This window comes from Mucilaginibacter lutimaris, from assembly GCF_042676625.1.
Taxonomy (GTDB): domain Bacteria; phylum Bacteroidota; class Bacteroidia; order Sphingobacteriales; family Sphingobacteriaceae; genus Mucilaginibacter; species Mucilaginibacter lutimaris.
The window spans coordinates 1,002,010-1,020,143 of record NZ_JBHTIA010000003.1; the positions used below are offsets into that span (position 1 = coordinate 1,002,010).

At 44.4% G+C, this 18,134-nt stretch carries 14 protein-coding genes; 11 read left to right on the forward strand and 3 right to left on the reverse strand.

Going from position 1 to position 18,134, the window contains the following annotated elements; all coding sequences use genetic code 11:
• Positions 1-35 precede the first annotated feature (35 nt).
• Positions 36-2,033 (forward strand): thioredoxin domain-containing protein, encoded by a 1,998-nt coding sequence (locus ACFQZI_RS05385; RefSeq protein ID WP_377139413.1) that lies wholly within the window; start codon positions 36-38, stop codon positions 2,031-2,033.
• 77 nt (positions 2,034-2,110) lie between these two features.
• Positions 2,111-2,611, forward strand: a complete 501-nt coding sequence (locus ACFQZI_RS05390) for an FKBP-type peptidyl-prolyl cis-trans isomerase (protein WP_377139416.1) — start codon at positions 2,111-2,113, stop codon at positions 2,609-2,611.
• Positions 2,612-2,669: 58 nt separating this feature from the next.
• Here the strand turns inward: ACFQZI_RS05390 and ACFQZI_RS05395 are convergent, their stop codons facing one another.
• Genes ACFQZI_RS05395 through ACFQZI_RS05405 form a run of 3 tightly spaced genes read right to left on the reverse strand, consistent with a single transcriptional unit; the run spans position 2,670 to position 6,626 of the window.
• Complete coding sequence (locus ACFQZI_RS05395; RefSeq protein WP_377139419.1) at positions 2,670-3,368, reverse strand: hypothetical protein; 699 nt, start codon at positions 3,366-3,368, stop codon at positions 2,670-2,672.
• A gap of 24 nt (positions 3,369-3,392) precedes the next feature.
• Positions 3,393-3,815, reverse strand: a complete 423-nt coding sequence (locus ACFQZI_RS05400) for a PH domain-containing protein (RefSeq protein ID WP_377139422.1) — start codon at positions 3,813-3,815, stop codon at positions 3,393-3,395.
• 27 nt (positions 3,816-3,842) lie between these two features.
• Positions 3,843-6,626, reverse strand: coding sequence for an outer membrane beta-barrel protein (locus tag ACFQZI_RS05405; RefSeq protein ID WP_377139424.1), 2,784 nt, complete (start codon positions 6,624-6,626; stop codon positions 3,843-3,845).
• Positions 6,627-6,854: 228 nt separating this feature from the next.
• On the opposite strand from ACFQZI_RS05405, the gene ACFQZI_RS05410 reads away from it, so the two are divergent.
• From ACFQZI_RS05410 to ACFQZI_RS05450, 9 genes are all read left to right on the forward strand, one after another.
• Positions 6,855-7,943 carry a fatty acid desaturase gene (locus ACFQZI_RS05410; RefSeq protein WP_377139426.1) on the forward strand — a complete coding sequence of 363 codons (1,089 nt, stop codon included), beginning with the start codon at positions 6,855-6,857 and terminating at the stop codon, positions 7,941-7,943.
• A gap of 131 nt (positions 7,944-8,074) precedes the next feature.
• A complete protein-coding gene (locus ACFQZI_RS05415; RefSeq protein ID WP_377139428.1) occupies positions 8,075-9,616 on the forward strand; it encodes a TolB family protein in 1,542 nt (513 codons plus the stop codon).
• A 22-nt stretch (positions 9,617-9,638) separates the two neighbouring features.
• Positions 9,639-10,553, forward strand: a complete 915-nt coding sequence (locus ACFQZI_RS05420) for a sugar phosphate isomerase/epimerase family protein (RefSeq protein ID WP_377139431.1) — start codon at positions 9,639-9,641, stop codon at positions 10,551-10,553.
• A gap of 71 nt (positions 10,554-10,624) precedes the next feature.
• Positions 10,625-11,179, forward strand: coding sequence for a gluconate 2-dehydrogenase subunit 3 family protein (locus ACFQZI_RS05425; RefSeq protein WP_377139434.1), 555 nt, complete (start codon positions 10,625-10,627; stop codon positions 11,177-11,179).
• Entirely contained in the window at positions 11,179-12,894 is a 1,716-nt protein-coding gene (locus ACFQZI_RS05430; protein ID WP_377139436.1) for a GMC oxidoreductase, read from the forward strand. The genes ACFQZI_RS05425 and ACFQZI_RS05430 overlap by 1 nt, the downstream gene beginning before the upstream one ends.
• A 179-nt stretch (positions 12,895-13,073) precedes the next feature.
• On the forward strand, positions 13,074-14,753 hold the full coding sequence (locus ACFQZI_RS05435; RefSeq protein WP_377139439.1) for a GMC oxidoreductase: 1,680 nt from the start codon (positions 13,074-13,076) through the stop codon (positions 14,751-14,753).
• 22 nt (positions 14,754-14,775) lie between these two features.
• Positions 14,776-16,215, forward strand: coding sequence for a Gfo/Idh/MocA family protein (locus ACFQZI_RS05440; protein WP_377139442.1), 1,440 nt, complete (start codon positions 14,776-14,778; stop codon positions 16,213-16,215).
• 45 nt (positions 16,216-16,260) lie between these two features.
• Positions 16,261-16,833: a gluconate 2-dehydrogenase subunit 3 family protein gene (locus ACFQZI_RS05445; RefSeq protein ID WP_377139444.1), complete on the forward strand. Its 573-nt coding sequence runs from the start codon at positions 16,261-16,263 to the stop codon at positions 16,831-16,833.
• A 141-nt stretch (positions 16,834-16,974) separates the two neighbouring features.
• Positions 16,975-18,132 carry a Gfo/Idh/MocA family protein gene (locus ACFQZI_RS05450; RefSeq protein WP_377139446.1) on the forward strand — a complete coding sequence of 386 codons (1,158 nt, stop codon included), beginning with the start codon at positions 16,975-16,977 and terminating at the stop codon, positions 18,130-18,132.
• Positions 18,133-18,134: the final 2 nt, after the last annotated feature.

Genomic DNA, 18,134 nt, shown 5'->3' on the forward strand with positions numbered 1-18,134 from the left:
AAAACAATTACCATTTTAGCCTATTATCTATTTATATGAACAAGCTCGCTAACTCCACCTCGCCATATTTACTACAGCATGCCAACAATCCGGTAAACTGGTACCCATGGGGGCCGGAAGCGTTGCAAAAAGCTAAGGACGAGAACAAACTGATCTTGGTGAGCATAGGCTATTCTGCCTGCCACTGGTGCCACGTAATGGAGCATGAGAGTTTTGAGGACGAAGCCGTTGCCACAGTAATGAACGAGTATTTTGTGTGCATCAAAGTGGATAGGGAAGAGCGCCCGGATGTCGACCAGATCTACATGAGCGCCATACAGTTGATGAGCGGTCGTGGTGGGTGGCCGCTGAACTGCATTTGCCTGCCCGATCAACGACCTATTTACGGGGGCACATACTTCCGTAAGAATGACTGGACGAGCCTGCTTTTTAACCTGGCCGATTTTTACAAAACCAAACCCGAAGAAGCCGAACATTACGCCGTGCGACTAACCGAGGGCATTAAACAATACGAATCGGTTCAGTTTGTAACCGAACAGGCAACATATACCAAAGCCGATTTGGAGGCCATCATAGCCACCTGGCGCAGGTATATCGACCCTGTTGAAGGTGGTTTCGGCGGCGCGCCTAAATTCCCTATGCCAAATAACACATTGTTTTTGATGCGCTACGCGCATATGATGAAAGATGAGGCCTTGGCTGAGAATGTAAAATTGACGCTCAGGAAAATGGCCTTTGGCGGTATCTATGACCATATTGGCGGCGGCTTTGCCCGGTACGCGGTTGATGGTGTTTGGCATGTGCCGCATTTCGAGAAAATGCTTTATGATAACGGGCAGTTGCTGAGCCTTTACGCGGAGGCCCATACCTGGAACTCAGACCCGCTCTACGAAACCATCGCCGATGAAATAGTTGCCTTTGTGAGCCACGAACTTACCTCGGCGGAGAACGGTTTTTACTCGGCGCTTGATGCCGATAGTGAGGGCAAGGAGGGTAAATTTTACATTTTTACCAAGGCAGAGATATCTGAAATATTGGGCGATGATGCCGACCTGTTCAATATTTATTACCACGTTACCGATGCCGGGAACTGGGAAGAAGAAGAATCAAACGTGTTTTTCCGCCGAGAGGAGGATACCGAACTTGCCGAAAAATTGGGCCTGCCGGTAGATGAAATGCTGCGTCGCATTAAGGCATCCCGGCAAAAGGTATTTGAAGCCCGTAGCCAACGCATCCGCCCGGGGTTGGACAATAAGATCCTGGCATCATGGAATGGATTGATGTTAAAGGGGCTCTGCGAGGCTTACCGTGCTTTTAACAAGCCGGAGTATTTAGAACTGGCTTTAAAAAACGCTGCCTTCATAACTACAAATCTGGTTTCAGGCGTGAAGCTTAGCAGAGTTTACAATAAGCAAGATCAGGGAGAGGCATTTTTAGATGATTATGCTAACGTTATAGACGCGTTTATCGCACTTTACGAAGTGACATTTAACGAAGATTGGCTTATCCGTGCACAAAAACTTACTGATCATACACTTGCGCATTACTATAACCGGGAGGGCGGGATATTCTTTTACACTGCCGATAATGATGAAATGCTGATAGCCCGAAAATCGGAAATTATGGATGGGGTAATTCCGGCATCTAACTCGGTAATGGCACGTAATCTTAAAAAGCTGGGCTTGTTTTTTGATATCGAAGGTTACCTGGAGGTATCGGCACAGTTGCTTCGCAACATAGTACCGCACCTGGCTAAGTATGGCTCAGCATATTCAAACTGGTCGGTATTACTGCTGGATGAAGTTTTTGGCACTTATGAAGTTGCCATAACCGGTAACGATGCCGAAGCAAAGCGTATTGAAATAGAACAAAATTACATTCCAAATAAAATAATATTGGGAGGTAAGGATGGAAGTTTACCTTTGCTGGCAGAAAAATTTGGTGATGATACCCGGATCTTTGTGTGCAGGGATAAAACCTGCGGCTTACCGGCGTATAATACCCAAGATGCTTTAAAACAAATAAATAATTAAATCCTTATATAAATAAACAGGTATTGTGATAACCGGCTAACGCGGGATGGAGTTCCAAGCCTACAAAAAACCATTAGATGAAAATACAACCACAACACGTAGTATCATTAACATACGATCTGTATGTTAAGAAAGAGGACGGAACAGAAGGCTTACAAGAAAGCGCCACACAAGAGCAGCCGCTTACCTTTTTATTTGGCGCCGGGCAAATGATTCCCAAATTTGAAGAAGAATTAAGCACCCTGTCTACAGGTGATACTTACGATTTTCATATACAGGCGGCAGAAGCTTACGGCGAATTTGACGAAGAAGCAGTTGCTAACCTGCCTAAAGAAATGTTCCAGGGCCAGGAAATGCCGCAAATAGGCGAGGTATTACCGTTACAGGATAACAATGGTAACCGTTTCCAGGGCCAGGTTGTATCAATTAACGAAGATTCGGTAATTGTTGACCTTAACCACCCAATGGCCGGGCAAGACCTGCACTTTAAAGGCGAGATATTGAATGTACGCCCCGCAACTCCGGAAGAATTATCTCACGGACACGCGCATGGCCCAGATGGTCACCACGCACACTAATTTTGCGCGACAATATCATAATAAAAAGGGAGGCAATCGCCTCCCTTTTTATTAGTGCCTATTCAAAATCTAAATGCAGCCTGCTGTTCACCACGCATCGTATAACAACACGGCAGGCAATTGCTTCGCCGTTTAATGTAGCTGGTGTAAATACCAGATCGGCAGGATCGGGTAGTTTAATGTTCATATTGATGCTTTTAAATGGCCTGCCCGATGCATCGGCTATTAAGTTAACTTTATAATCGGCCAGGCGCCCGCCCGGGCTTACTAACAGCTCAACAGTGGCAATAACCAGGTCGCGGTCTATTTCTTTAAATCCTTTTGGTAATGTAAACAAAGTAAGGTAGGGCAAATAGCCGTAAAATACCCCGCCAATTTTAACAGGCTTAGTAATTCTGTCACCCTCTTTAAGTTCTTTATCCACAAAGTAAGCTATACGAGATGTGCTGTCTTCGGGTGCTTCGTAAAAAAGGCGGTTATTAGTGTAGTCGTACGTTTGCACAATCTTACCCTTACGGTCTGCAAACTTCCATAGCCCAACTTTTTTATCATTAGCGTAAAGGCCGGTAGCAACTATTGTTTTACCCTTGTACAGCGCTTTAAATAACCCCTGGCGTGTGTTTACATCTTTGGCTAAAACCTTGTAAATCTCGGTTACATCGTTAGATATTTTGCGTTTTACCTCAATGGTATCTTGCGCAAAACAAATTGTATTAGATAATATAGCGGCAATAAGCAGCAGATAGCGTTTTAACATTTTAGTAAGTGGTATAATGGGTTATTAGGCTCCATGAATATACCCGATAGCCGGGTTTATGTTTTGCAGGTCGGCAATAAATTCTTTTTTATTTACAGGCGAAATAACAACCGAATCAAACTTGTTATAAAATATCTCATACCTGTCGAAAGATAGGGCAGGCGCGCTTAAAATTGTTTTGGTTGATGTTATTTTACGTATACTTTCAATAGGGATGGTGAGGTTCACAAAAAAGCCGCATTTTACTTTAAGGGTATTATCTACGGTTATGGTGTAACGGGTATTTAGCAATGGTAAAAAAATAACCGCTGTTAAAGTTATTAGTAGTAATGCCGGGAGGTACAAGCCGTTAAATATATAGCTCACTTCCATAATTAGCATAAGGCCAATCACCATATAAATTAAAAATCCCTTTTTTGATGGGTAAACTTTATCCCCGGTTGTCATTTTATAAAGATAGGTAAAAACCTAAAATTATATGCCACCCCGCATACCGCTTCCACGTCCTCGCCGGCCACCGCCGCCGCCATTACGGCCACCCTGCCTGCCGGCAAATTTTTGCAAACGCATGGTAAATGACAGCATAAAGTACCTGCCCAGGCGGTTGGTACGGGTATCAATTATCTGGTTGCCGCTTACAGACCGGGTTATGCCTGTATTTTGGTTAAAAAGGTCAAACGCTTGTAAACGCAAGGCAGCTAAATGGTTTTTCAGGAACTGGTATTCCACATAAGTACTTAACAGGGTAGGGTTGGCTTTAACGGTGCTGCTAAAACCACTGTTAAAGGTTTGGGTGAGGTTGTATCCAAGTACCAGGTTATAAAAAAAGTAATTGCGGCCATCCAGTCCCAATGTCCAAGTTTTAGCGTCCGAGCTTAAAAAGGTTGGTATACTGTTATGTGTTTTATTAATGCTGTAATTACCGCTTATCTCGGTATCCATCAGACTGTCAATATCTATACGGATCTTAGCGCCCTGGTTAAATACCCAGTTTTTGGCAAGGTTACGTTGAAGCTCGCCGGTAAGTTCATTTGTAGTAAAATTGATATTGTTGTTAAAATTGGCGCCGCCGTTTAAGGTTACCGTAAATTTACGATTGGCAAACGGTTTAGAAAAAGCATAGTTGCCATTAGCCGAATAATAACCACTTGTATTTAAGTAGCGCGTTTCCTGGGCAAGGCGATTAGAGTCCGCGCCTATTAAGGGGCGTGTGCTCGTAACAATTTTGTTTTGCGTGGTACTGAACGAAAGATTGGTAAACAAGGAGTTTCCGCTCGCAAGGTCAAACTGGTTGTAACGCAGGCTGATGTTGTTGGTAAATTCGGGCTTCAGGTCCGGGTTACCGTAAATACGGTTTTGGGGGTTCGAAAAATCGGGCTGGAGCTGTAGTTGAGTAAACGACGGCTGATTGTTTGTACCGGTATAGTTTACAGACAGTGAATGATTTTTTTTGAAATTATAAATGAACCTCGCCGTAGGTATATAATTGAATGTGCTTGTTGAGGTTTTGAAATTACGTGATTGGCCATTTAATGTGGCAGGCTGCACTGCAAGGCCAACAGTATAGTTGTATTTGGTGCCAATGCCACGAATGTTTAAACCAAAGCGGTTGGTAATGAACTGGTAATTATAAACCGTGCTCAACGAGTCGATAAAAGTTTGTGCTTTTGTTGTGCTGTCTATTCTATAGTTTAAGCGGTTATTATCTGTGTTAGAATAGTTGTAAGCATAGTTGGCTTCCAGGTAAGTGGTTTTCCCAATAGGCTCGGTATAACTCAGGCTCACATTGGCCCTTTTAGAGCTGTTATTAGTATATATCTGTTGATATGGCGGTGTTGTTGGGTCCTGAGGCTCTGTTATGTATTGTTCATACTGGTCCTGGTCGTTCTTTGAAAAATTGTAACCACCGTTAATACTAAAATTACGGCCCTTCTTTTTAAATTTATGGTTAAACAGCACGCTTAACCCTCCGCTGGGCGAATTGCCGTTGGTTAAGGTAAGCTCATTGCCGTTGATCTCAATATTACGCCGGGTATTGTTAAAAACATCGGTGTTACTGCTGTTTGATGAATTGTATGAATAGCTGGGGTTAATTTTAAGATAGTTGGCCGTATCTATCCGATACTCCAGGTTAAAATCGAGCCTGTGGTTAATGTTGTTGGTTTTGCCCACACTGTTATCATTATTTACAATTACCCCGGTCGGAAAAGTGATTTGCTGCTGAGATGTGCTGGTAGTAAGCCTGTCCCTGTCGGCAAAACTGTAGCTGCCATAAGCCGTTATTTTCTTGCCCCATTCATCACGATAGTTAAACCCCAGCGAACGGTTGGTGGTAATGCCGTTTGCCGTACTCACGCCACCGGCATCCCCGCCGCCACCGCCGTTACGTCCTCCTCGACCACCGCCACCACCGCCTGAGCCAAGGTTAAAGGAGTTGGTATTGGTGTTGTTCCAGGTACCTATTACGGAGACCTGCCTGTCCTCTTTAAAAGCATTTGCGGATAGTTTGGCGATGTAGCGGTCATTGTTACCTGCACCTACCGTAGCCTGCCCAAATTTGCCGGTGCGTTTACCTTTTTGGATAGTGATGTTCAGGATCTTTTCGGGTTCGCCGGTTTTTATACCGGTTAGGTTGGCTTGGTCGCCATAATCGTCAATTACCTGTATGTTCTCTACAATGTCTGCCGGGAGGTTTTGAGTGGCCGTTTGTACATCGCCGCTAAAGTAATTTTTGCCGTTTACGCGCACCTTGGTTACCTGCTTGCCATGTGCGGTAACGTTGCCATCTTTATCAACGGTAATGCCCGGCATTTTCTTGATCAGGTCCTCCACCTGCGACCCTTCGCGCACTTTATATGCAGACGCATTGTATTCAACGGTATCTTCTTTTATAACAATAGGCACAGCGGCTGCGGTAATAGTTACCCCATTTAATTTGTTTACTTGTATAGTAAGTTTGATAGGGGCAAGCTGTATAGGCTTGGTATCGTTATCCATTACATACCGGCGGGTAAACATCTGGTAACCCAACCCGGAAACAGTTATCTTAAAATTTTTTGATTTAACCTGCGGGAAATGGAATTTGCCGTTTAGATCGCTGCCAACAACAATGCTATCGGCTGCTGAGGTAAGTTTTACTGTAACGCCTGCAACATGGCCAAGCGTATCGGTAACCGTTCCGTTAACATCCCGTGATTGTGCAAAAGCCTTAACTGATATAAATATACCAAAGAGTGCAAGAGTAAAGTATTTTGCCATGCCAGTTGTTGTTTAGCGATGTGACAATGAAGGTATTGGTAAAGTTTAAGCATTAAAGCCATCGTAATATAAATGTTGCAGTAGATGAGGAGCGTAATGCAATTGTTGCAATAGAGCAGACATTATGCTGACAATTTAATTATTCTTTAAGTTTTTTAACGATTTTTCAAAACTAAAGGGTATCTTTAGTCCGTAAGTCCCTATAAAACCAATTAATTAAACTAACGAATGGCATTTATACACGATGTGCTACAAGAACCATCTTACGGATGGAAAAACGCTGATGGCCAGCTTTCAAAGCCAACTCCAAAACAACTTTTCTCGGAATTTTTTACAAGACTTAATATATTTAAAGACAAAAAAAACTGGCTTTCTTTCATGAGCTGGGCCATGGTTTTATGCCTTGCACCTTTTTTATTCTTGTTTTTGTTTAAGTACTTTAGTATAAAGGGTCTAATTATCGCCTTTGTTTACAGTATGATGGTTATGGGTACACATGGCACCATCTGGTATCATAGATACTGTACTCATGGTGCTTTTAAATTTCGTAATAATTTTTGGCGTTTTGTAACGCAAAACCTTACCCTTAAAATTATCCCGGAAGAGATTTACGCCATATCGCACCATGTACACCATGCATTGTCTGATACCCCCGGCGACCCTTATAACGCGCAGGGCGGTTTTCTATACTGTTTCCTGGCGGATGCAAATCATCAGCCGGTTAACCGTAACTTAGAAGAAAAAGGTTTTAACCGTTGCATTACTTTAATGAAACATACCGGCGTTACCTGTAATACTTACGCACAGTATAAAAAATGGGGATCTATTGCAAACCCGTTTCATATGATATTGGGTGTTATTGTTAACTGGGCATTCTGGTTTACGGTGTTTTACCTATTGGGTGGTATCGGGATTGCTTGCGCGCTGTTTGGCGCTGCCGGCTTTTGGGCAGTAGGTGTGCGTACATTTAATTATGAAGGCCACGGTAAAGGCGAAGATAAACGCCGCGAAGGTGTTGACCATAACCGTAAAGATATGTCGATAAACCAGCTTTGGCCGGGTATTGTTGCAGGCGAATGGCATAATAACCACCACCTGTATCCTAAAAGCGCGCGCTCGGGCTTTAAGCCACACCAGGTAGATAGCGCCTGGTACTACATTAAATTTATGCACTTCATCGGTGCAGTGAGTCATTACCACGATTCTAAAAAACAGTTTTATAAAGACTATATAAAAGCAGCGCCCGCTGTACTTTCTGCCGAACCTGTTTTTTGCCCAACAACCGGTAAGCAGATATTCGCTACCGAGGTTATATAAGATACGGGTTTAATTTAAACGGAAAGGGACACGAAAGTGCCCCTTTTTTTGTTTAAAAGCTATTTAGCGCTGTGATTTTTAGAAATGAATGTATAACTTAGGCAACCCAATATTCATAACCTGATAATCTGATGTTTAAAAAAGCTATTTGTGTGTTTACCGGTTTACTGGTAACCGCTGTATTTGCTGCGGGTGCATGTGCCCAAAGCAAACCTGTTGGCATATTTGATGGCAGTACAGATGTTGGGGAAGTTAAGCATCAAGGTAGTGTTGTATATGATGCCCAATTGCAACAATATACCGTTATAGGGTCGGGCACAAACATCTGGGCAGATCACGACGAGTTTCGCTTTGTATGGAAAAAAATCAAAGGCGACTTTATTCTGCGCACAAACGCCCGTTTCGTTAATAAAGGTTTAGAGGCGCATCGCAAATATGGCTTAATGGTGCGTAAGTCTTTAAATACCTCATCGGCACATGTTAACGCTGTTGTACACGGCGATGGTTTAACATCATTACAATACCGCAAAGCAGATGGTGATTCCACCAAAGAGCAAAAGTTTTTAATTACCGCAGCAGATATAATACAGTTAGAGCGTAAAGGGAAAACCTATACCGTATCTGTAGCCCGTAAAGGCGATGTTTTTGGGCCCGAAGAAAAAGTAGATCTTGACCTGGGCGATGATGTTTATGTAGGCATATTTGTTTGCGCCCATAATGCCGACAATACCGAGAAGGCCATATTTAATAACGTACGGATAGTAGTGCCCGCACCGCCGGATCTGGTTACATACAAGCAGTATATTGGCAGTAGTATCGAAGTATTGGATATGGCTACCCAAAACAGCCGTATTATTTATCAGTCGCCAAGATCACTGCAGGCCCCAAACTGGACGGTAGACAACAAATCGCTTATTTACAACAGCGAGGGCTTGCTTTACAAATTTAATCTGGCCACCAACACGCCGTCGGTTTTAAATACCGGTAGCGCAAAAGGTAATAATAACGACCACGTAATATCCTTTGACGGGAAGTGGCTAACCATTAGTAATAATGATAAGGGGAGCCCGTCTGTGGGTTACGTAGTGCCCATTACAGGTGGTGAACCACGCAGGGTTACTCAATTAGGTAAAGGGGCATCTTATATGCATGGCTGGTCGCCCGATGGTAAGTATCTTGTTTTTTGCGGCGAACGCAATAACGAATATGATGTTTACCGCGTGCCTGTAAATGGCGGTGCCGAAGAAAGGCTTACTACAACTAAAGGGCTTGATGACGGCCCCGAATATACGCCGGATGGCAAGCATGTCTACTTTAACTCTGTACGTAGCGGGCTGATGCAGGTTTGGCGAATGGATGCTGATGGCAGCAACCAAACGCAGATCACAAACGACGATAACAACAACTGGTTCCCGCATGTATCGCCCGATGGTAAGTGGATAGTGTTTATTACCTTCCTCAAAAGCGAGGTAGCTCCGGGCGACCATCCATTTTATAAACACGTATACATTCGTGTAATGCCAATTGGTGGTGGCGATCCAAAGGTTGTGGCTTACCTTTATGGCGGGCAGGGTACAATTAACACACCGTCGTGGTCGCCGGATAGTAAGCATATTGCTTTTGTAAGCAACAGTGCTTTACTTTTCCCAACGTTTCCAATAAGTAAAAACTAAGTTCAACTAAATCTCAAATACTATGAATTCATCACGAAGAAACTTTTTAAAAACGGGTGCCATTGCAGCTACAGCCGCAGCAGTAATGCCTAAAAGCATATTTGCAGCGCCTGCGCCTATACAAAGGGTGGGCTTACAGCTTTACTCGGTACGCGATGCCATGATGAAGGACCCCGCAGGTACTTTAAAGAAACTGGCCGATATGGGTTACCAGCATGTAGAACACGCCAACTATATAGATAGAAAATTTTACGGCTGGACAGCAAAAGAATTTAAAAAGAGATTGGACGACCTGGGCATGCAAATGCCAAGCGGCCACACCGTGATGACCCCTGCGCATTGGGACGACGCCAAAAATGATTTTACCGACGTTTGGAAAAATACTGTTGAAGATGCCGCCGCAATGGGCCAAAAGTTTGTAATTAGCCCGTGGATGGATGAAAGGGTTCGCCATGATACCGACCTGCTTAAACGCACAATGGAGCGGTTTAATAAAAGCGGCGAGCTTTGCCAAAAGTATAATATGAAGTTTGGTTACCATAACCACGATTTTGAATTTACTACCATGGTGGGCGATATGCGCCTGTTTGATTATATTATGCAAAACACCGATCCTGATAAAGTTTCGCAGCAACTGGATATTGGTAACATGTTTGGCCGCGAGAACAACGCCATTGGCTTACTGGAGAAATATCCCGGCAGGTTTGTATCCATGCACGTTAAGGATGAAGTGAAGAGTGCTAAACCAACCGAAGGTACAGGCTACGAAAGTACCATCCTGGGCCGGGGTGTATTACCGGTTAAGGATACGCTTAAAGTGGCTAAAAAAATTGGTGGCACGGTATATCTTATCATCGAGCAGGAATCATACCAGGGACTTGACCCGATAGATTGTGTAAAAATTGATTTACAAACCATGAAAAAATGGGGATATTAGTAGTTAAAAACTACCTTACACTCCCGTAACCGTATTTGTAACATTTAATTCTCTCGTCATTGAATTTAAATATGAACCGGCGTATTGCCATCAGGAACATGGCCCTTATTTTGGGCGGTGCTGTGGTTTTACCTTCGTGCCTTACTGATAAAGGCAAACCTGTTATACAGCTAAAAAAGCTTAAGGTAGATGCCGCCCAGGAGCAATTGGTTAACAACCTTACAGAAACCATTCTGCCAAAAACAGATACCCCCGGTGCTGCCGAGTTAGGCATAAACCTGTTTGTTTTTAAAATGATCGATGATTGCTATGATAAAGAGCATCAACAGGATTTTATGACCGGTTTGTCCGATTTTGACGCCGCCGCCAAAAAACAAATGGGTAAATCATTCAACGAAGCCTCGCCTGCGGAACGCACAACTTTTGTTGGTACGGTAGATAAGAACGCTAAAGACGAAAAATATAAAGATAGTACTAAGCTTACCGCTTTTTACCGCATGGTGAAAGACCAAACCGTGTTTGGCTACACCACGTCTAAATATTTTATGACGAAGCAAATAGTTTATGAATTGGTTCCGGGTAGGTACAACGCGTACTTCCCTGTTAAAAAGGCTGCAGCAGTATAATGGCAAATTTGAATATTGATAGTATTAAAGATCGTACGTTTGATGCCATTGTTATAGGCTCGGGTATGAGTGGTGGCTGGGCCGCAAAGGAGTTTACCGATAAAGGGCTTAAAACCCTGGTGCTTGAGCGTGGCCGTGATGTAAAACATTTAAAGGATTACCCCACTACAAACTTATACCCATGGGAGTTTCCGCACCACGGCGTTATGCCCGATGATGTGCAGAAGGCAAACCCTATAGTTAATCGCTGCTATGCCTTTGGCGAAGATGCGGCACACTTTTTTGTAAAGGATGCCGAGCATCCTTACGTGCAGGAAAAACCTTTCGATTGGATCCGCGGGTACCAAACAGGAGGTAAATCCTTGCTTTGGGCACGCCAAACCCAACGCTGGAGCGAGTTTGATTTTGAAGGCCCGGCACGAGATGGTTTCGCGGTTGACTGGCCTATCCGATACGCGGATATAGCACCCTGGTACAGCTATGTAGAAAAATTCGCGGGTATCTCCGGTAACCGCGATGGCCTTGTAGAATTGCCGGATGGTGAGTTTTTACCCGCATTCCCGTTAAACGCGGTAGAAACCTACTTTAGTAATCACGTAAAAAAAACGTACAAAGGCAGGCATGTTATAAGCGCGCGTTGCGCGCACTTGTCAAAACCTAACCAGATCCATTTAGATCAGGGCAGGGGGCAGTGCCAGGAACGTACACTTTGCCAGCGCGGCTGCCCGTTCGGCGGCTACTTTAGCGCTAATTCATCAACCATACCGTGGGCGCTACGCTCGGGGCATTGTACATTGAGGCCGCATTCGGTAGTAGAGTCTATCATCTATGATGAGAAAAAAGGCAAGGCAACAGGCGTAAGGGTAATTGACGCGAATACTAAGGAAGCAATAGAGTATTACGCTAATGTTATTTTTGTTAACGCGGCGGCTTTAAACAGCAATCTTATTTTACTTAATTCAATCTCAAGCCGTTTCCCTAACGGTTTGGGTAATGATAGTGGCACCCTGGGCAAATACGTGGCGTTCCACAATTATTCGGCACATATTAATGCCGAGTACGATGGCGCTAAAGAATGGACTACCGACGGACGAAACCCGGCAGGAGGCGGTTACATTCCCCGTTTCAGGAACGTTTACAAACAGGAAACAGACTTCTTGCGCGGCTATGCCTGCGGCTTCAGCGCTTATCGCTGGGAGCAACATAGCAGTGATGGAATAGGCCAGGACCTGAAGAAGAACCTTGTGAAAAAGGATCTGAGCAGTTGGCATGTAGGTTCGCACATGATGGGCGAAACCATACCCAAAGAAACAAACTACGTTGCGTTAGATAAATCGCTTAAAGACCCCTGGGGTATCCCTCAATTAAAGATCTCGGTTGATTATGATAATAACGACGAGAAAATGAAGAAGGATTACGTTGAGCAGATGACGGAAATGTTCACCTCTGCGGGTTTCAAAAACATACAAGCATCTACAGATCATAGGGCACCGGGGCTTGATATTCATGAAATGGGAGGTGTGCGTATGGGTAAAGACCCTAAAACATCTATGCTTGATAAATGGCACCGCCTGCACGCCTGTAACAATGTGTATGTAACCGATGGCGCCAGCATGACATCAACCAGCTGCCAAAACCCATCGCTTACTTATATGGCCTTTACCGCCCGCGCGGTAGACCATGCCATAGGCGAATTGAAAAAAGGGAACATATAGGTCAGTTTGCAGTGGACGAATAGCAGTTGGCAGTTTTTACTGCAAACCGCAAACTAAAAACTGCCAACTAACACATTGTGTGTAAAAAACACAATGAAAAAAGTTTGTAAAATAATTTTTATTCATACATTAGACGGAACAACCAATTACTATAATAATTTATTAAACGCTATACCTTTATGTCTACAAACACTTATGACGCTATCGTCATTGGTTCAGGGATTTCCGGCGGCTGGGCTGCTAAAGAACTGACCGAGAAGGGCTTAAAAACCATTATGCTGGAGCGCGGTAAAAATATCGAGCACATTAAAGATTATGTAAATGCCAACAAAGGCCCGTGGGAATTTGAACACAGGGGCGGTCGTACGCAAAAAATGATCGAGGATTATCCGGTATTAAAGCGCGATTATCCGCTAAATGAAACCAATCTGGATTACTGGACCAACGAAAAGGAGAGCCCGTATACAGAAATTAAGCGTTTCGATTGGTTCCGCGGCTACCACGTAGGTGGCCGTTCTTTAATGTGGGGCCGTCAATCATACCGTTGGCACGATACCGATTTTGAGGCGAACTTAAAAGATGGTATTGGTACCGACTGGCCTATTCGTTACAAAGACCTTCATGACTGGTATGGTTATGCAGAACGCTTTGCAGGTATCTCGGGTAATAAAGATGGCGTTCCAATCCTTCCGGATGGTGATTTTATGCCTCCAATGGAAATGAATATTGTAGAAAAAGATATTCAAAAACGTTATAAAGAGTTTTATAAAGATGCACGCCACTTTATAATTGGCCGTACAGCTAACATTACTGTACCTCATAATAACCGCACAAACTGCCAGTACCGTAATAAGTGTTGGTTAGGCTGTCCGTTTGGCGCGTACTTCAGCACACAGTCGGCTACTTTGCCTGCTGCCATGAAAACCGGTAACTTAACGCTTCGTCCGTGGTCAATCGTAACAAAGATCCTTTACGATAAAAACACTAAAAAAGCTAAAGGCGTAGAGGTTTTGGATGCTGAAACCAATAAAACATATGAGTTTTTTGCCAAAATAGTTTTCGTTAATGCATCGGCACTAAACAGCGCCTGGGTGTTAATGAACTCTGCTACCGACGTATGGGAAGGCGGCTTAGGCAGCAGCAGCGGCCAGTTAGGCCACAACCTGATGGACCACCACTTAGGTGTTGGCGCCGGCGGCCGTGTAGAAGGCTTTGAAGATAAATACACCTTTGGCCGCAGGGCTAACGGTATATATATACCACGTTACCGTAACTTAAATGGCGAAAAACGCGATTACATTCGCGGGTTTGGTTACCAGGGTGGCGGTAGCCGCAGCGGTTGGGGCCGCGATATTGCCGAATTAAACATCGGCGGCGACTTTAAAGATGCCTTAACAGAACCAGGATCATGGAGCTTTGGAATGGGTGGCTTCGGCGAAACGCTTCCATACCACGAGAACAAAGTTTACCTGGATAAAAACAAGAAAGATAAATGGGGCTTACCGGTATTGGCTATTGATGCGGAGTGTAAAGATAACGAGCGCAAAATGCGCATCGATATGATGAACGACGCTAAAGAGATGCTGGAGAATGCAGGTGTTAAAGATGTACAGACATATACATCAGAACCGGTATTAGGCCGTGGTATCCACGAAATGGGTACTGCCCGTATGGGTCGCGATCCAAAATCATCGGTACTTAACGAATGGAACCAGGTTTGGGACGCTAAAAACGTATTTGTTACAGATGGTGCCGCCATGACATCGGCAGCTTGCCAAAACCCATCGCTTACTTATATGGCGCTTACAGCACGCGCGGCTGATTTTGCTGTAAAAGAACTTAAAAAAGGTAATATTTAACAGTATTGAAATTCGACTAACAATGACTGAAAAGAAAGAAACCACAACGAACGAAAGTTCAAACCCTTCCAGAAGGGATTTTATAAAGTCGGGCGCATTAGCGGCCGCGGGCTTTATGATAGTGCCACGCTTTGTATTAGGCGGAACAGGCTACACCGCACCAAGTGATATGCTTAATGTTGCAGGTATAGGTGCCGGCGGTAAAGGTGAAAGTGATATTGCCAATTTTGCAAAAAGCGGCAAAGCAAATATTGCTTTTCTGTGCGACGTTGACGACCGTAGCGCAGCTAAATCAAGAGCGGCATTCCCTAAGGCTAAGTATTATAAGGACTGGCGCGAAATGTATGATAAAGAGCACAAGAACTTTGATGCCGTATCTGTATCAACGCCCGATCATAACCACGCTATTATAGCTTACCATGCCATGCAGTTGCGCAAACACGTTTATGTGCAAAAACCGCTAACGCATGATATTTGGGAGGCCCGTTTATTAACTGACGCGGCCAAAAAATATAAAGTGGTAACCCAGATGGGTAACCAGGGTGCGTCAAACGATGGCACGCGTTTAATGGCCGAATGGTACGATGCAGGGCTGATAGGCGATGTTGACACCATTTACTGCTGGACTAACCGCCCGGTATGGCCGCAAGGCATTAAATGGCCTGAGCCAAGCACCAATATCCCTAAAGAACTTGACTGGAACTTATGGTTAGGCACAGCTCCTAAAAAGGATTACGTTGAAAAACTTGTTCCGTTTAACTGGCGCGGCTGGTGGGATTACGGAACCGGCGCACTTGGCGATATGGGTTGCCACCTGGTTGAGGCACCTTTCCGTGTGTTAGGTCTGCAGTATGTTAAAGATGTACAGGCAAGCGTTGGCAGCGTTTACGTTGATTCGTTTAGAAAAGGTAATTTCCCTGAAAGCTGCCCTCCGTCAAGCCACATTACATTAACTTTCCCTAAAACTAATAAAACCAAAGGCGACGTTACCCTGCACTGGATGGACGGCGGTATACAGCCCGAAAGACCTGAAGAGCTTGGCCCTAACGAGAAATGGGGTGGCGAAGAAGGCAACGGTACGCTATTTATTGGTTCAAAGGGTAAAATGTACGCGAGTACATACTCTGACGCGGCCACATTGTTACCAAAAGAGCGCACCAAGGATGCCAAAGCACCGCAAAAGTACAAACGTGTACCGGGCGGCGCTAACGGCCACTACGCGCAATGGGTTGAGGCATGTTTGGCAGGTTATGGTAAAATGGAGGTAAGCTCACCGTTTGAGGTTGCCGGCCCGCTTACAGAAGCATTGCTGATGGCTAATTTAGCTGTGCGCGGCCACGACCTTAAAGGCGGTGCCTTCAAATACACATGGGATAATAATGCCATGAAGGTTACCAACTTTGATGACGTTAACCAATATGTTAAGCGTCAATATCCGGCTGGTTTTGAGCTGAAGGCATAATAATAAATGATAATTAAAAACATTAACTCATAATTCTATAAAAAAATGAATAGAAGAGACGCGATAAGCAGAGTTGGTTTGATACTTGGAGGAACGGTAATTGGTGCCGAGTTCTTTATATCAGGCTGTAAATCTGGCAGCAAGGTTGATACCAACGACCTTTTTGCAAAAGATACCACCGCATTTTTAAATGAGGTTGGCGAAACCATTTTGCCTGAAACTAAAACCCCGGGCGCAAAAGCTGCGAATGTTGGTGGCTTTATGGCTATTATGGTGAGAGATTGCTATACCGAGGCTGATCAGAAGGTGTTTAAGAACGGCTTATCTGAGCTTGACAAAGCAACCGACAAGAAGTTTAAAAAGACTTTTATGGAGGCTGATGCCAAACAACGCACCGAGGTTTTAACGGACCTTGATAAAGAGGCTAAGGAATACGCTAAGACCAAAAAGCCGGAAGATCCGAACCACTACTTTACCATGATCAAGCAACTAACTTTGTTGGGTTACTTTACATCAGAAGTGGGCGCTACTAAAGCATTACGCTATTTGCCTGTACCGGGAAAATACGACGGAAACTACCCTTACAAAAAAGGGGACAGGGCCTGGGCGCTTTCATAGGACGTTATAAAATAAGCCTTTCCGTTCCTGCGGAAGGGCTTTTCTTTTAATTCTAAATTTTATACTTTTAAAAACTCCCGGCCATAAGCCGCGGCAGTACCCAGCTACGGTTGGTTTTTTTAAAAGTTTATCTACTATAATATGAGTAACAGAAAATTGCGCATGGGCATGATTGGCGGCGGCAAGGATGCCTTTATAGGTGCTATCCACCGCATTGCAGCCAACATGGACGGCCAGGTAGAATTGGTATGCGGTGCCCTAAGCATGCATCCCGATGTAGCACAGGAGAGCGGTAAAATGCTTTTTCTTGATCCCGAAAGAACTTACAACACCTACGATGAAATGTTTAAGGCCGAAGCCCAAAAACCGGCTGATGAACGTATGGATTTTGTAACCATAGTTACCCCAAACTTTGCCCACTTTGCCCCGGCAATGCAGGCGTTAGAGAACGGTTTTAACGTGGTTATAGAAAAGCCTATAACTTTTACGCTTGAAGAAGCCCAGCAACTAAAAGCAAAAGTTGAGGAAACAGGTTTGATGTTATTGCTTACGCACACCTATGCCGGTTACCCGATGGTAAAAGAGGCACGCGAGCTTATTAAAAGCGGCGCTTTAGGTAAAGTAAGAAAAATATATGTTGAGTATCTGCAAGGCTGGTTAAGCCGCCTTTCGGAACGTGAGGGTAATGCACAAGCCTCATGGCGTACCGATCCGTCTAAATCCGGCAAAGCGGGCGCGATGGGCGATATTGGCACACATGCCGCTCATTTGGCTGAGTATATTTCGGGCCAAAAAATTGATGAGCTAAGTGCTTCGTTAAACATTGTGGTTGATGGCCGTATGCTTGATGACGACGGCGCTGTATTGCTTCGTTTTGATGGCGGGGCTACAGGAACACTTATAGCATCGCAAGTTGCCGCTGGTTCAGAGAACGCTTTGTCTATCCGTGTCTTTGGTGAAAATGGCGGCCTGGAGTGGCACCAGATGGAACCTAACACACTTATTGTAAGATGGCTGGATAAACCTGCCGAAATATTACGTGCCGGCACTGCCAACTTATCAAGTGCGGCATCATCAAATTGCCGTACACCGGGCGGCCACCCTGAGGGTTATCTGGAAGCATTCGGTAACCTGTATCGCAACTTTGCTTTAGCACTTAGCGCTAAAATTGAAGGGCGCGAAGTGCCTGAATGGATCGATTTTCCATCAGTTGACGACGGTATTCGCGGTATGGCATTTATAAACAACGTTGTTGCTTCAAATGCCAGCGACGAAAAATGGACAAAATATACTATCTAACG

Bases quoted from the DNA above. Each gene is read 5' to 3' on its own strand.
- ACFQZI_RS05430 (WP_377139436.1), top strand. From the start codon at position 11,179: ATGGCAAATTTGAATATTGATAGTATTAAAGATCGTACGTTTGATGCC.
- ACFQZI_RS05405 (WP_377139424.1), bottom strand. From the start codon at position 6,626: ATGGCAAAATACTTTACTCTTGCACTCTTTGGTATATTTATATCAGTT.
- ACFQZI_RS05410 (WP_377139426.1), top strand. From the start codon at position 6,855: ATGGCATTTATACACGATGTGCTACAAGAACCATCTTACGGATGGAAA.
- ACFQZI_RS05395 (WP_377139419.1), bottom strand. From the start codon at position 3,368: ATGTTAAAACGCTATCTGCTGCTTATTGCCGCTATATTATCTAATACA.
- ACFQZI_RS05390 (WP_377139416.1), top strand. From the start codon at position 2,111: ATGAAAATACAACCACAACACGTAGTATCATTAACATACGATCTGTAT.
- ACFQZI_RS05400 (WP_377139422.1), bottom strand. From the start codon at position 3,815: ATGACAACCGGGGATAAAGTTTACCCATCAAAAAAGGGATTTTTAATT.
- ACFQZI_RS05445 (WP_377139444.1), top strand. From the start codon at position 16,261: ATGAATAGAAGAGACGCGATAAGCAGAGTTGGTTTGATACTTGGAGGA.
- ACFQZI_RS05450 (WP_377139446.1), top strand. From the start codon at position 16,975: ATGAGTAACAGAAAATTGCGCATGGGCATGATTGGCGGCGGCAAGGAT.
- ACFQZI_RS05415 (WP_377139428.1), top strand. From the start codon at position 8,075: ATGTTTAAAAAAGCTATTTGTGTGTTTACCGGTTTACTGGTAACCGCT.
- ACFQZI_RS05425 (WP_377139434.1), top strand. From the start codon at position 10,625: ATGAACCGGCGTATTGCCATCAGGAACATGGCCCTTATTTTGGGCGGT.
- ACFQZI_RS05420 (WP_377139431.1), top strand. From the start codon at position 9,639: ATGAATTCATCACGAAGAAACTTTTTAAAAACGGGTGCCATTGCAGCT.
- ACFQZI_RS05385 (WP_377139413.1), top strand. From the start codon at position 36: ATGAACAAGCTCGCTAACTCCACCTCGCCATATTTACTACAGCATGCC.
- ACFQZI_RS05440 (WP_377139442.1), top strand. From the start codon at position 14,776: ATGACTGAAAAGAAAGAAACCACAACGAACGAAAGTTCAAACCCTTCC.
- ACFQZI_RS05435 (WP_377139439.1), top strand. From the start codon at position 13,074: ATGTCTACAAACACTTATGACGCTATCGTCATTGGTTCAGGGATTTCC.